We start from the raw sequence: 13,965 nt of genomic DNA on the forward strand, positions 1-13,965 counted from the left end.
AGCGAATGGAACACTCTCACGATGACTGACTCTTGGGATACCGCGGGTTACATCGCGAGCTCGCGGTACAGAGCGTCCGTCTGTGAGTTCCTCGACGAGGAGGGACCCGAGCTACCGTCGCGCATCGCGTCGGAGTTAGAGCTCGCACAGCCGCACGTCTCTCGGGCGCTCTCGGAACTCCGGGAGCGAGGGGTCGTCGAACTCCTGGTCCCCGAATCCCAACAGAAGGGCCGGCTCTACGGTCTCACCGGTCGGGGGCGGACCGCCTTGGTCCGACTCCACGGCGAGTCCGACTCCGGTCCCGTCTCCGTCACGTTCGTCGAGGAGGGTGCGTTCCCCTATCCGCCGCTCGTCGACTACCTCTCCGAGGAGTACCCGGGCGTCTTCCGGTTCGCGCTCGTCCGCGAGGGCGACGACTCCGACGCGTTCGCGGCGAGCGAGGAGGTCCGCGAGACGTGCGATTCGCACTCGCTGTCCACCGTCATCGGGGCGCTCAGCGCCGGCGACGCGACGGTGAACGAGCAGTTGGACGGAGCCGACGACGGCGAGCGCTTCGTCGTCCGCGGCTTCGAGCACTCGCTGTGGGTCAGGCTCCCGGTGAGCGAGGACGTCGAGGTGTTCGTCGGTCTGGACCGCGACGCCGACGTCAACGTCAACTCCTTCGTCGACGCCTGTCGGAGCCGTCTGAAGAACTGACCGGGCCGTTTTTCGCCGGGGGGAGAACGCCCATACCGCCGGAACCCCTAGAACCGTCGATGTATACGGGGAAGACCGAGCAGCCCTGCTGTCTCTGCGACGACCCGGACACCGCCGCACGCATCGACGTGCCGCCGCGCGCCGTGCCCCTGATGAAACACTCGGGGTCCGTCGCGTGGCGCGACATCGTCGGCGAGGTGTCGATTCACTTCTGCGAGAGCGACTGGGACCTCGTCACCGACCTCGTCTCCATGGGGCTGAATCCGCTCTCGCGCTGCAACGTCGCGCGGGCGTCGTTCAGCATCCGCGAGGATTTCGAGGCGCTGTTGAACGCGACGCGCGAGGCGCCCGACCAGCGCGCGCAGGAGGCCGGCCTCCTCGACGAGGCGCGCGAGACGCTGGACGACTACGGCGAGGACCCGATGGTCGAAGAGCGCGACTTCGTGGAGGCGTGGGTGGTCGTCGACGCCCTCTCGGAGGCGTGAAGCGGCCGCCGAACGGCCGCGTCTCGGCCGTCCTCGGGAGAACGTATATGTCGCTCGACCGTCTCGGCCGTACCTGATGAGCCTGCGGGACATCGTCGCCGCGGTCGGCGAGCGCGAACGGACGCTCGTCCTCTACGAACCCGTCTCCGACCGACTGCTCGAACAGGTGCGGGAGTACCTCGCGCCGTACCCGCTGACCGTCGAGCGCCGGGACGGGGGCGAGTCGCTGTCGGGGACCGCGGAACTGACCGACGGCGACGGCTCGTGGGTCCGAACGGACTGCTCGGACCTCGCGGCGCCGGCGACGCCGCAGGAGTTCGAGGCGACGCTCTCGGACGTGCTGACGCGCATCGACCGGACGACGTTCACCTCCTACGACGGCGCGCGGATGGCGTCGGCCTCGCGGGAGATAGAGGACCGGGCGTGGCGGTTCGGTCGCGGGACGCTCCACGCCGGGTTCCAGCGCGCGTCGGCCCTGCGGCGACAGGCGGAGGTGTACCGCCGCCTCGCGCGCACGGACCTCGACGTCCACGCCTACGCCGTCCCGGAGGGCGACGCGCCGACGCTCGATGACGCGACCGTCCACCTCGTCGACGACGAGGAGATAGCCGCGACGTGGTTCGTCGTCTACGACGGCGGCGGCGACGACGCATCGAAGTGCGCGCTCCTCGCCGAGGAGCGCGACCCGGACGTGTTCCGCGGCTTCTGGACGTACGACCCGCGCGTCGTCGACGACGTCCTCGCGCACCTGTCGAACCGGTACGGCGCCCCCGCCTGAGCGGCCGGACCGTCCGACGGCGCCGCGGGGGGCCGTACCACGATTTATATGCGATGGGGCCAATCAGACCCACACGACGGCCGGCACGGCCCGCACCGGCCACCGCGGAACGCGGGCGCTCGCTCCTCATGCCACGGAACCGCCGCACGCTGTCCGCCGTTCGTCCCGCGCGCCCCGATGGGGGTGTCAGGAGCGCCGCCGACGCCCGTCGCGGCGATATCGCCCGCCGCCCGGAGCGGCGGGCCTGACCGATGGCGTACGACTACCAGCGCGTCGTCGACTGGGTCGACGACCACATCGTCGAGCGACCCGGGCAGGTGATGCTCGCGTTCTTCGTGCTCACCGCCCTCTTCGGCGTCGGCCTCGGCAACGTCTCCACGGAGGCGGGCACCTCGCAGTTCGCCGAGGACATCCCCGCGCAGAACGCCCTCGACCAGGTGAACCAGGAGTTCCTCCCCGTCTTCGGTCAGGACACCGGGAGCACGCAACTCATCCAACGGGGGCAGAACGTCCTCTCGCGGCGGTCGATGCTGCAGATGCTCAGGACACAGGAGCGCGTCGAGGAGCAGCCGACGCTGCGGGTCAGCGACACCTCCTCGGCGGCCGCCGTCGTCGCGCGGACGTTAGACCCGAACGCGACGACGCTCGACGAGCAGATAACGGCGCTCGAACGCGCCACCGACAGCGAGGTGGCGGCCGCCGTCCGCGAGAACGCGGACAACCCGGCGTTCACCGGGTCGGTGAGCGAGGACTTCAACGCACGGTCGGCGTCGGCGTCGGCCACCATCGGCGTGATTCAGCACTCGCTGCCGACCGAGGTGTCCTCCTCGGCCGGCCAGTCCGGCGACAGCCCGCTCACCCCCATCCAACAGCGGGTCCAGCGCATCGTCGACGCCAGTCCGGGCGACATCACCGTCTTCGGCAGCGGCATCATCGCCGACGAGTTCGGCGCGGTCATCTCCGACTCGCTTCTCATCGTCACGCCCGCCGCGGTCATCCTCATCGTCCTCTTCCTCGTCGTCGCCTACCGCGACCTCCTGGACCTCCTTCTGGGGACGTTCGCGCTGGCGATGGCCGTCGTCTGGACGTTCGGCTTCCTCGGCCTCGCGGGCATCCCGTTCAACCAGATTATGATCGCCGTCCCGCCGCTCCTCCTCGCGGTGGGCATCGACTTCGGCATCCACGCCATCAACCGCTACCGCGAGGACCGCGAGACCGGGCTGGGAATCGAGGAGGCGATGCGCGCGGCGACCGACCAACTGCTCGTCGCCTTCTTCATCGTCACCGGCACCACCGTCATCGGCTTCCTCTCGAACCTCGCCTCGGGCCTCGCGCCCATCCGCGACTTCGGCGTCGTCGCCGGCGTCGGAATCACGTTCACGTTCCTCATCTTCGGCGTGTTCCTCCCCGCGGCGAAGGTGTGGATGGACCGCCGCAAGGAGTCGTGGCCGCTCCCGACGTTCAGCCAGAAACCGCTCGGGCGCGAGGGCTCCTCGCTCGGCGACGCGCTCTCCGTCGGCGTCGGTATCGCCGACCGGATTCCCGTGCTGTTCGTCCTCGCGGCCCTCCTGTTCAGCGTCGGCGCGGCGGGCTACGCGACGGGCGTCGACACCTCGTTCACGCAGGAGGACTTCCTCCCGCCCGAGGAGGTGCCCTCCTACCTGCGGTCGCTGCCGGAGCCGTTCGCGCCGAGCGACTACTCCGTCGTCGCCACGCTGAACTTCCTCGAAGAGCGCTTCACGAGTTCGCAGGGGGGGTCGGTCACGATATACGTCGAGCGGCCGATGGAGCAGGACTCCGCGCTCGAGGAACTCCACCGCGCCGGCGAGGACCCGCCGGACTCGTTCGTCGTCGAGGACGGCCGCGCGGAGTCGACGAGCGTCGTCACGGTCATCCGCGACTACGCCGAGGAGGACCCCGAGTTCGCCCGCCTCGTCGCCCGGAACGACGCGAACGGAAACGGCATCCCCGACGACAACTTGGGGGAGATATACGACTACTTGGAGACGTCGCCGGTGTCCGAGCAGGTCGACCGGTACCTCGCGGAGGACCACCGGAGCGCCCGCGTCGTCTACACCGTCTCGGCCGACGCGTCGGACGCCGAGGCGACGGCCGACGGCGAGCAGGTGGCGGAGCGCTTCCGCTACGAGGCCGTCGCCACGGGCGACATCGTCGTCTTCCAGGCCGTCTCCGACCTCATCTTCAACTCCGCGGTGACGAGTCTCGCCCTCGCCCTCGGCGGAACGGTGGCGTTTCTCGTGTTCAGCTACTGGCTCCTCGACGGCCTCCCCTCCATCGCCTTCGCCAACCTCCTGCCCATCGTAGTGTCGGTGGCGGGCGTCGCGGCGACGATGCGCCTCCTCGGCATCTCGTTCAACGCGTTCACCGCGACCATCCTCTCTCTCACCATCGGGTTGGGTATCGACTACTCCGTCCACGTCGTCCACCGCTTCGTCGACGAACGGAAGGACGCCGACCTGAACACGGCGCTGCGTCGGACCGTCGTCGGCACGGGCGGCGCCCTCATGGGCAGCATGTTCACGACGGCGTTCGGCATCGGCGTCCTCGTCCTCTCGCTGCTCTCGGTGCTCGGACAGTTCGGCGTGCTCACGGCCGTCTCCATCGTCTACTCGTTCGTCACCTCGCTCGTCGTCCTCCCCTCGGCGCTCGTCATCTGGGACCGCTTCGCCAACGAGAGCCCCGACGTACCGATGGGCGGGGGGCCGACCGGGGACGACTCGGATTCGGGTCCGGGTTCGGGTCCGAACTCCGAACGCCTCGCCGCCGACGGCGGCCGTCCCTGAGAGTCGGTACCGACCGACTCGACCTTCTGCCCGACGCCCGAGGCTATTTCTCGGTCGGCGATGACTGCCCGAACGTGACCGACAGAGCGACGGTCGCCGAGGAGTCGGCGGCCGCAGGTGCGGACGTGGCGATGGGGATGTTCGAAGAGGACATCGAGACCGAGGAGAAGACCTCGAAGACGGACGTGGTGAGCGAGGCGGACGCCGCCGCGCAGGACGAGATACTCGACGTCATCGGCGAGCACTACCCCGACGACGTCGTCGTCGGCGAGGAGGGCGACACGCCGAAGGAGGCCCCCGAGGAGGGCGACGCCTGGATCGTCGACCCCATCGACGGTACGTCGAACTACCTCCACGGCTTCACCGCGTGGTGTCAGGCGGTGGCGGCCGTCCGCGACGCCGAACCCGTCGCCGCCGCGGTGACGCGCCCGGCCGTCGGGCACACGTTCGTCGCCGACGAGGACTCCTTCCGGAGGAACGGCGAGGAGACGACGGTGAGCGACGAGTCCGACCCCGAGCGGTTCGTCGTCGCGCCGACGCTGAAGGTGGACGACGACAACCGCGACCGGTACATGTCGGTCATCGAGACCTGTTTCGAGGAACTGGGCGACATGCGGCGCATCGGGTCGGCGCAGGTGACGTTCGCGATGGTCGCCGCGGGGTCCATCGACGCCGCCCTCGGCATCGGGCAGGCGCACCCGTGGGACACCGTCGCCGGCGTCCACATGGTCCGGGCGGCCGGCGGCACCGTCACCGACTTGGACGGAAACCGCTGGCGGCACGACAGCGACGGCATCCTCGCCTCCAACGGCGAGGCCCACGAGGACGTGCTGGAGATGCTCGGCTTCTGAGCAGGGCGAGTAGAACGGAGAGCTCAGAACCGGGCGGCGCTCGCGGCGCGCGTCGCCCCCCACGCGAGAACGACGACGCCGACGACGAACCCGGCGAGGGCGGCCATCAGCGAAATCGGCTCCAAGAGCGCCCCGCCGAGGAACGGCCCGCGGACGAGGAGGTAGCCGGTGCCGGTGGTGAGGAGAAGGCCGACGAGCGTCACGAACCCGTAGACGTAGGTGAGAACGCCGAGTCCGCCGCGGTCTGTTCTCGGGCGGCGTACCATAGGGTCCGAGCTACCCGCAGCGACTTAGCTGTCGGCGTCGTCGACGACTGCCCGCGACTTCGTTCGCCCCGCTACCACTCGATTCTGAACCCCGACTCGCCCTCGGGGTCGCCGTAGTCGACGTCGACGGACTCCACCTCGGCGGCCTCGCTGCCGGTGTGGCACCACTCGACCATCTCCTCGACCGAGTCGGCGGGCCCTTCGAAGACGGCCTCGACGCGGCCGTCGTCGAGGTTCTTCACCCAGCCGTCGAGGTTCCGTTCGCGGGCGGCGTCGCGCGTGCTCGCTCGGTAGTAGACGCCCTGCACCGTGCCGGTGACGAAGACGTGGGCGCGGGTTCGCTCGTCGCTCATGGGCGGCGGTACGGCGGCCACCGACAAGTATCGGCCGGCCGCGGAACCCGTGGAACTCGTCCCGCGAATCGAAGCCATCTAAGTGACGGGCCGCCGACTCGCCCGTATGGAACTCTTCGGAACCGCCGGGATTCGCGGCGACGCGGTGACGCGCGTCACGCCCGAACTGGCGCTCTCGGTCGGTCGCGCGGTGGGTCTGGACGCGGTGGAGTCGAACAGACGGGCGGAAGTCGTCGTCGGCCGCGACGGGCGGACGACGGGGCCGTCGCTCGCCGCCGCCGCCGAGGCGGGACTGGAGTCCGCCGGCGCGGACGTGCGCCGCGCGGGCGCCCTCCCCACGCCCGCCCTCGCGTTCGCCTCGCGGGGGCGACGCGGCATCATGCTCACCGCCTCGCACAACCCGCCGACGGACAACGGAATCAAGGTGTTCGTCGACGGCGAGGAGTACGACCGGAGCCTCGAACGCGGGGTCGAAGAGCGCGTCGCCGCGGACCCGGACCCGGCGCCGTGGGAGGTGTGGGGCGACAGCGAACCCGTCGACGTGCTCGCGGACTACCGCGAAGCCGTCACCGAGTACGCCCGCGGGTTCGGCGCCGACCCCAAGGGCTTGAACGTCGTCGTCGACTGCGGCAACGGGATGTCGGCGCTGGGGACGCCGCAGGTGCTCGGCCGACTCGGCGCGCGCGTCGTCACCCTCAACGGGCAGGTTGACGGCCACTTCCCCGGCCGGGAGTCGAAGCCGACGCCGGAGACGCTGTCGGACCTCCGCGCGTTCCTCGCCGACGAGGAGACCGAACCCGGCGGCGACTACGACTTCGGCATCGCCCACGACGGCGACTCCGACCGCATCGTCGTCGTCGACGCGGACGGCGAGGTGGTCCACGAGGACACCGTCGTCGCCATCCTCGCCGAACGGTTCGTGCGCGAGTCGGAGGCGGACGACCCGGTGGTCGTGACGACGCCGAACGCCTCGGGCCGCATCGACGAACGGGTCCGCGCGGCGGGCGGCCGGGTCGAACGCGTCCGCCTCGGCGCACTCCACGAGGGCATCGCGTCGGCGCGCGCCGCCGGCGGCGACGTGGTGTTCGCCGCCGAACCCTGGAAGCACGTCCACCGCGGACTCGGCGGGTGGATAGACGGCGTCGCCTCCGCGGCCGTGTTCACCCGCCTCGTCGCCGAGGAGGGCCTGGGCGCCCTGCGCGAACCCGTCACCGAACGCCCGTACCGGAAGGTCAGCGTCGAGTGTCCCGACGAGGCCAAACAGGCCGCCATGGCCCGCGTCTCCGAGACGCTCCCCGAGGCGTTTCCCGACGCGGACGTCGACACCGAGCACGGCGTCCGCATCGAACGCGCGGACGCGTCGTGGGCGCTCGTTCGACCGTCGGGGACCGAGCCGTACGTCCGGGTGTACGCGGAGGCCGACGACGTGGACGCCTTCGTCGACGCCGTCACCGACGTGGTGGCGGCGGCCGTCGACGCGGCCGCGTAACTGTACGCGCGTGCGCGATTTCGCCGGCGAGAACCGGGTTCGTCAGCGTACGGCCGCCTCGCCCGCGGGATGAAAACGGAAACGACGCACTTATGGCCGCCTCTCCTCGGTTATGTGAGTAGGTGTCCACAGTCATGGATAGACGGAGATTCTTAAAGGCGACGGGTGTGGCAGGTATCGCGGGGCTGGCCGGCTGTTCCGGCGGTCCCACGAGCGAGGGCGACGGAACGACCGCGGAGAGCACCGAGACGTCCGGCGACGGGGCGTCGACCGAGGCCGAGAGCGGGACGGGCGAGGAGTCGACCGATGGGTCGAGCGGGGAGACCATCAACGTCGGGATGGTGTACGCCACCGGCGGACTGGGCGACGGGTCCTTCAACGACCAGGCCCAGCAGGGTATCCAGCAGGCGTCCGAGGAGTTCAACGTCCAGTACGAAGAGGCGCAGCCCGACTCCGTCTCGCAGTTCCAGAACTTCCAACAGCAGTTCGCCAGTTCGACCAATCCGGAGTACGACCTGGTCAGCTGTATCGGCTACCTGCAGGCCGACGCCCTCTCGCAGACCGCCTCGGACTACCCCGACCAGCGGTTCATGATCGTCGACAGCGCCGTCGACGCCGACAACGTGTCGAGCTACGTGTTCCAGGAGCACCAGGGGTCGTTCCTCGCCGGCGTCATGGCCGGGCGACTCACGACCACGGAGTTCAGCGCCGGCGCCGGGTCGACGAAGCCCGACGAGAAGGTCGTCGGCTTCGTCGGCGGCGAGGAGAGCGACCTCATCGGCAAGTTCGAGGCCGGCTACACCGCCGGCGTCAAGTACGTCGACGACTCCATCGAGGTGCAGTCGACGTACGTCGGGAGCTTCAACGAACCGACGGCCGGGAGCGAGGCGGCCATCGCGATGTACAACAGCGGCGCCGACATCATCTTCCACGCCTCCGGCAACACCGGGACCGGCGTCTTCCAGGCCGCACAGGAGAACGGGAACTTCGCCATCGGCGTCGACCGCGCACAGTCGGTCACGAAGCCGTCGTACGCGGACGTCATCCTCGGCAGCATGGTCAAGCGCGTCGACACGGCGGTGTACACCTCCGTCGAGGCCGTCGCCAACGACTCCTTCGACGGCGGCGCCGTCACGACGCTCGGACTGGAGCAGGACGGGGTCGCCCTCGTCTACGGGGACTCGCTCGAATCGGAGATTCCGTCCGCGGTCAAAGACGCCGTCACCTCCGCCCGCGAGGAGGTCATCGGCGGTTCCGTCTCCGTGCCGACCGACCCCTCGAACGTCTGAGCCGAATCGGCGGAGATAAACGATTCCTCACTCATTTCACCTACAATGCCACCAGCGGTCCGACTCGACGGGATAACCAAGCGGTTCCCGGGAGTCGTCGCCAACGACGACGTCGACCTCACCGTAGAGGCTGGGACGGTGCACGCGCTTCTCGGCGAGAACGGGGCCGGGAAGACCACGCTGATGAACGTCCTCTACGGCCTGTACGAACCGACCGAAGGAACGGTGCATCTCGACGGCGAGGCGCGTGAGTTCGACGCGCCGCGCGACGCCATCGACGCCGGAGTCGGCATGATCCACCAGCACTTCATGCTGGTCGACCCGATGACCGTCGCCGAGAACATCACTCTGGGAAACGAACCGCGGAAGTGGGGCGGCCTCGCCGTGGACCGCGAACGCGCCCGCGAGGAGGTCGTCGACCTCTCGGAGCGCTACGGGTTCGACGTCGACCCCGACGCGCGCATCGAGGACGTCTCCGTCGGCGTCCAACAGCGCGTCGAGATTCTGAAGGCGCTCTACCGCGGCGCCGACGTCCTCATCCTCGACGAACCGACGGCGGTGTTGACCCCCCAAGAGGTCGACGAACTGTTCACCGTCTTGGAGGAACTCACCGCGCAGGGCAAGACGATTATCTTCATCACCCACAAACTCGGCGAGGCGCTCGAAGCGGCCGACGAGGTGACCGTCCTCCGCGACGGGAAGAACGTCGGTTCGCTGCCCACCGCCGAGACGGACCGCGAGGAGTTGGCGACGCTGATGGTCGGCCGCGAGGTGCTGATGCAGTTCGACAAGCCGCCCGCTTCGCCCGGCGAGACGGTGCTCTCGGTGCGGAACATCGGCGTCGAGGACGAACGCGGCGTCGACGTCGTCGACGACGTGTCGTTCGACGTGCGCGAGGGCGAGGTGTTCGGCATCGCCGGCGTCGACGGGAACGGGCAGTCCGAACTCGTCGAGGCCGTCACCGGCCTCCGCGAGCAGACGACCGGTTCGGTCGCCTTCGAGGGGCGGTCGATAGACGACTGGTCGCGCCGCCGCCGCATCCGGGAGGGGATGGCCTACATCCCCGAGGACCGGCAGGAACGCGGCCTCGTGATGGAGTTCGACCTCGTCGAGAACGCGATTCTCGGGAGCCAGCACCGCGGGCCGTTCGCCGAGGGGGGCCGCATCGACTGGGGACGGTCGCGCGAGCACGCAGAGGACGTCATCGACCGGTACGACGTCCGACCGCCGAACGCCGACGCGGAGGCGCACTCCTTCTCCGGCGGGAACCAACAGAAGTTCATCGTCGGCCGCGAGTTCGAGCGCGACCCCTCGCTCGTCGTCGCCACGCACCCGACGCGCGGCGTCGACATCGGCTCGACCGAGTTCATCCACGAGCGACTGCTCGACCTGCGGAACGACGGCCGGGGCGTCCTCCTCGTCTCCTCGAAACTCGACGAGGTGCAGGGACTCTCCGACCGCCTCGCGGTGATGTACGAGGGCGAACTGATGGACGTCGTCGACCCCGAGACGGTCACCGAAGAGGAACTCGGTCTGCTGATGGCCGGTCAGTACCCCGACTCCTACGAACGCGCCGCCGTCGCGGACGACGCGGCGGGCCCGAGGGCGGACGCAGACGCGGATGCGGACGCGAACACGAACGTGGCGGGTGAGCGGTCGTGAGTCTCCGCGACAGCGCGGAACGGCTCGTCCGGGCCTCGGCGTTCGAGCGGTTCCTCATCAGCGCCGCGGCGCTCATCCTCTCTATCGCCGTCGGGTTCGTCCTCATCCTCGCCGCGGGGCGGATGACGACGTGCACGACGGCGGCCACCTCCTACTTCGGCGTCGGCTTCTGTTACGACCCCGTCACCGTCTACGACCGCCTGTTCCTCGGCGCGTTCGGCAACGTCTTCGCCGACCCGCTGAACGGGCAGTTCGCGACGACGCTGTCGGAGACGACGGTGCTGATGTTCACGGGCGTCGCCGTCGCCGTCGCCTTCCGCGCCGGCATCTTCAATATCGGGACGCAGGGACAGCTCGTGGTCGGCGCGCTGGCGACGGCCGTCGGCGTGCTGGCCGCCTCGCCGCTGGTCAGCGGCCTGCTCGGGACGCTGCTGCTCGTCCCGTTCGGCCTCCTCGTCGGCGCCCTCTTCGGCGGCGCCTACGGCGCGATTCCGGGGCTGCTGAAGGCCTACGCGGACGCCAACGAGGTCATCACGACCATCATGCTGAACTTCGTCGCCACCTCCGTGGCGCTGTTCCTCGTACAGGACCACTTCGCGGACCCCGAGAGCGCGGCGACGCAGACGGTGCCGCTCCCGGACTACGCGGTGTTCCCCAGCACGGTGTTCAGACCGCGCGACGACTTCTCGCTTCTCGCCTTCCTCTTCGCCGTCGCCGTCCTCGTGGGCATCTACGTCTTCCTCGAACGGACCTCGCTCGGCTACGACCTCCGGACGAGCGGAATTCAGCCCGAGGCCGCCGAGTACGGCGGCGTCGACGCGCCGCGCACCGTCGTCGCCAGCATGGCGCTGTCGGGCGCCCTGGGCGGTCTCGGGGGCGCGGTGTACGTGCTCATGATTCTCGGGAACTTCCAGACGGGCGTCCCGTCGTACGGCTTCGACGGCATCACCGTCTCCATCCTCGCGGGGAACAACCCGCTCGGCGTCGGCTTCGCGGCGCTGCTGTTCGGCGTCCTCAAGAGCGGTTCCATCGTCGTCGACGTCGGGACGGACGTGCCGCCGCAACTGGTCGGCGTCCTCCGCGGTCTCATCATCCTGTTCGTCGCCATGCCGGAGTTCTTCCGGATGGTCGGACGGCGCGTGTGGACGTTCGAGGACGAACCGAGTTCCCGCCCGGTCACGGACGGCGGTACCGAGGCGGAGACGGGAGGTGAGCGCGATGAGTAACGACTCGCTCGGCGCCGTCGGCTTCGCCGGCGACCTGTCGTGGCGCCGCGTCCTCGTCGGCGCCGCGGCCCTCGGACTCGCCGTCCTCGTCGTCGCCGGCCTCATCGCCCCCGAGTCGGACGCCGGCCGACTGCTCGGCATCCTGACGTCGCAGAGCACGCTCGCGGCGACGCTCCGCCTCTCGGTTCCAATCGCGTTCGCGGCGCTCGGCGGTATCTTCGCGGAGAAGAGCGGCGTCATCAACATCGGGCTCGAAGGCCTGCTCATCATCGCGGCGTTCAGCGGCGTCTACCTCGCCGACGTCACGGGAAGCGTCTGGATGGGACTCATGGGCGGCGTCGTCGCGAGCACGGTGCTCGCGGCGCTGTTCGCCGTCGTCTGCATCGAGTTCCGGGCCGACCAAGTCATCGCCGGCCTCGCCGTCTGGCTCATCGCGCTCGGACTCGCGCCGTTCGCCTCGCAGGTGGTGTACGGCGGACCGAACACCACCAGCGTCGAGACGGTGGGCACGCTGACGATTCCCTTCCTCTCGGGGATACCGTTCTTCGGCGCCCTGTTCGACGCGACGCCGTTCGTCTATCTCATGTTCGTCGCCGTCGCCCTCTCGTGGTACGTCCTCAACCGGACGACGTTCGGCCGCTGGGTCCGCGCGAGCGGCGAGAACCCGAAGGCGCTCGACACGGCCGGCGTCGACGTCCAGCGCGTGCGCTACGCGGCCGTGCTGCTGTCGGGCGTCCTCGCGGGCGTCGGCGGCGCGGCGCTCTCTCTGAGCCTCGGACAGTTCACGGGCAACGGCGCGACGATGGTCAACGGCAAGGGGTTCATCGCCATCGTCGCCTACCTGTTCGGCAACTACAACCCGGTCGGAGCGTTCCTCTCCACGGTGTTGTTCGCCGGTCTCGACGCCCTGCAGTTGACGCTGCAGGCGCGGGACATCTTCGACATCCCGCAACCGCTCGTCCGGACCATCCCCTACCTGACGGTCATCGTCGTCCTCGCGCTGTTCGGGCGGACGCGCACCCCGGCGGCCGCGGGCGACCACTACGAGTCCGGCGACGACTGAGTCCGCCGACGACTCGTCCGCCGGACGTCGCGGTTCTCAAACCCGGTAATCGGGGCGGGAGAGTTAACTTTCGACTCGGTGACCACCGCGCATGCGACCGCGAGACGCCGTTCGACGCGCCGCCGGCTATCACTTGAGAGCGCTCCCGCCGACGCTCGCGGGCCTCGCCGTCGCCGGCACGGGCGTCTGGTACGGCGTCGGCGCCGGGGCCGGCGCCTCGGCGGCGACGCTGGCCGCGGGCGGACGCCTCGTCCCGGCCGCCGGACTCGTTCTCGTCGGTACCGCCGTCGCCGCAGTCGGCCGGACGGCCGTCCGCATCGACGCGACGGCCGCCGCCGTCTCCGAGGCGGCCGGAGAGGGGGCTCTCGACGAGGACGACCTGCGACAGACCGTCGCCATCGCCACCGACCGTGCCGTCGCGGCGTCGTTCGAGGGCGCGGCCGCGGAGATAGAGGCGCGCGTCGTCGACGCCGTCGACCGCGCCGCGTCGGAGACGGACCCCTCGCCGGACGCGCGGGCGCGGACCGATTCGGGCGGCGGGGACGCCCCCCGCGCCGACGCCCTCGGCGCGTTCGCGGCGTCGGACCGCGCCGAACCGAACGCCCTCGCCGACGCCATCCGGCGCGCGAGCGAACGGGTCGAGTCCTACCTCGCGGCGGAGGATGGAGACGGGGACGCGGCGGCGTTCCGCGGACTCGCCGAGGGCGCGGCGGTGCTGGACGACGAGAGCGACGACGCGGGGGGCGACGCCGAGAGCGGCGTTCCCGGTGTTCCCGTCGCCTCCGAGGACGCCGCGCCGGCGGACGGTGCGGAGATTCTCGACGGCGACCGCTCGGGAGGCGGCCTGCCGGACGGAACTGGGAGGGGAGACGACGCGGTCATCATCGACGGGCCTGACGTCGGCGCCGATGCCGACACCAACGCCGATGCCGACGCCGACGACGGCGGCGAGATGGTGTTCGGCGGCGCCGTCCGGGACCCGGAGAGCGACGCGGCGTAGCGA

At 70.1% G+C, this 13,965-nt stretch carries 13 protein-coding genes; 11 read left to right on the forward strand and 2 right to left on the reverse strand.

Features of this window, described 5'->3' with window-relative positions:
- Window positions 1–21 precede the first annotated feature (21 nt).
- The 5 genes from NDI79_RS01735 to NDI79_RS01755 all read left to right on the forward strand — a co-directional run bounded on the left by NDI79_RS01735 (window position 22) and on the right by NDI79_RS01755 (window position 5,614).
- Window positions 22–696, forward strand: a complete 675-nt coding sequence (locus NDI79_RS01735) for a winged helix-turn-helix domain-containing protein (RefSeq protein ID WP_310926726.1) — start codon at window positions 22–24, stop codon at window positions 694–696.
- Between the two features lie 59 nt (window positions 697–755).
- On the forward strand, window positions 756–1,181 hold the full coding sequence (locus tag NDI79_RS01740) for a DUF7960 family protein (protein ID WP_310926727.1): 426 nt from the start codon (window positions 756–758) through the stop codon (window positions 1,179–1,181).
- Between the two features lie 76 nt (window positions 1,182–1,257).
- Window positions 1,258–1,959, forward strand: coding sequence for a DICT sensory domain-containing protein (locus NDI79_RS01745; protein ID WP_310926728.1), 702 nt, complete (start codon window positions 1,258–1,260; stop codon window positions 1,957–1,959).
- A gap of 251 nt (window positions 1,960–2,210) precedes the next feature.
- Window positions 2,211–4,763, forward strand: coding sequence for an efflux RND transporter permease subunit (locus NDI79_RS01750; protein WP_310926729.1), 2,553 nt, complete (start codon window positions 2,211–2,213; stop codon window positions 4,761–4,763).
- 74 nt (window positions 4,764–4,837) lie between these two features.
- Window positions 4,838–5,614, forward strand: coding sequence for an inositol monophosphatase family protein (locus NDI79_RS01755; RefSeq protein ID WP_310926730.1), 777 nt, complete (start codon window positions 4,838–4,840; stop codon window positions 5,612–5,614).
- Between the two features lie 23 nt (window positions 5,615–5,637).
- Here NDI79_RS01755 and NDI79_RS01760 read toward each other — a convergent pair whose 3' ends face one another.
- Together NDI79_RS01760 and NDI79_RS01765 are read right to left on the reverse strand one after the other, a co-directional pair.
- Complete coding sequence (locus NDI79_RS01760) at window positions 5,638–5,880, reverse strand: DUF8132 family protein (protein WP_310926731.1); 243 nt, start codon at window positions 5,878–5,880, stop codon at window positions 5,638–5,640.
- Between the two features lie 71 nt (window positions 5,881–5,951).
- Window positions 5,952–6,233, reverse strand: a complete 282-nt coding sequence (locus NDI79_RS01765) for an acylphosphatase (RefSeq protein ID WP_310926732.1) — start codon at window positions 6,231–6,233, stop codon at window positions 5,952–5,954.
- Window positions 6,234–6,339: 106 nt separating this feature from the next.
- On the opposite strand from NDI79_RS01765, the gene NDI79_RS01770 reads away from it, so the two are divergent.
- The 6 genes from NDI79_RS01770 to NDI79_RS01795 all read left to right on the forward strand — a co-directional run bounded on the left by NDI79_RS01770 (window position 6,340) and on the right by NDI79_RS01795 (window position 13,962).
- Window positions 6,340–7,722: a phosphohexomutase domain-containing protein gene (locus NDI79_RS01770; RefSeq protein ID WP_310926733.1), complete on the forward strand. Its 1,383-nt coding sequence runs from the start codon at window positions 6,340–6,342 to the stop codon at window positions 7,720–7,722.
- 134 nt (window positions 7,723–7,856) lie between these two features.
- Window positions 7,857–9,011: a BMP family lipoprotein gene (locus tag NDI79_RS01775; protein ID WP_310926734.1), complete on the forward strand. Its 1,155-nt coding sequence runs from the start codon at window positions 7,857–7,859 to the stop codon at window positions 9,009–9,011.
- 45 nt (window positions 9,012–9,056) lie between these two features.
- Entirely contained in the window at window positions 9,057–10,673 is a 1,617-nt protein-coding gene (locus tag NDI79_RS01780) for an ABC transporter ATP-binding protein (RefSeq protein WP_310926735.1), read from the forward strand.
- Window positions 10,670–11,899 carry an ABC transporter permease gene (locus tag NDI79_RS01785; protein WP_310926736.1) on the forward strand — a complete coding sequence of 410 codons (1,230 nt, stop codon included), beginning with the start codon at window positions 10,670–10,672 and terminating at the stop codon, window positions 11,897–11,899. Before NDI79_RS01780 ends, NDI79_RS01785 begins: the two co-directional genes overlap by 4 nt.
- Window positions 11,892–12,962 (forward strand): ABC transporter permease, encoded by a 1,071-nt coding sequence (locus NDI79_RS01790; RefSeq protein WP_310926737.1) that lies wholly within the window; start codon window positions 11,892–11,894, stop codon window positions 12,960–12,962. Before NDI79_RS01785 ends, NDI79_RS01790 begins: the two co-directional genes overlap by 8 nt.
- 91 nt (window positions 12,963–13,053) lie before the next feature.
- Window positions 13,054–13,962 (forward strand): hypothetical protein, encoded by a 909-nt coding sequence (locus NDI79_RS01795; RefSeq protein ID WP_310926738.1) that lies wholly within the window; start codon window positions 13,054–13,056, stop codon window positions 13,960–13,962.
- Window positions 13,963–13,965 lie beyond the last annotated feature (3 nt).

Origin of the sequence: Halogeometricum sp. S3BR5-2, from assembly GCF_031624635.1 — an archaeon.
Classification (GTDB): Archaea; Halobacteriota; Halobacteria; order Halobacteriales; family Haloferacaceae; genus Halogeometricum; species Halogeometricum luteum.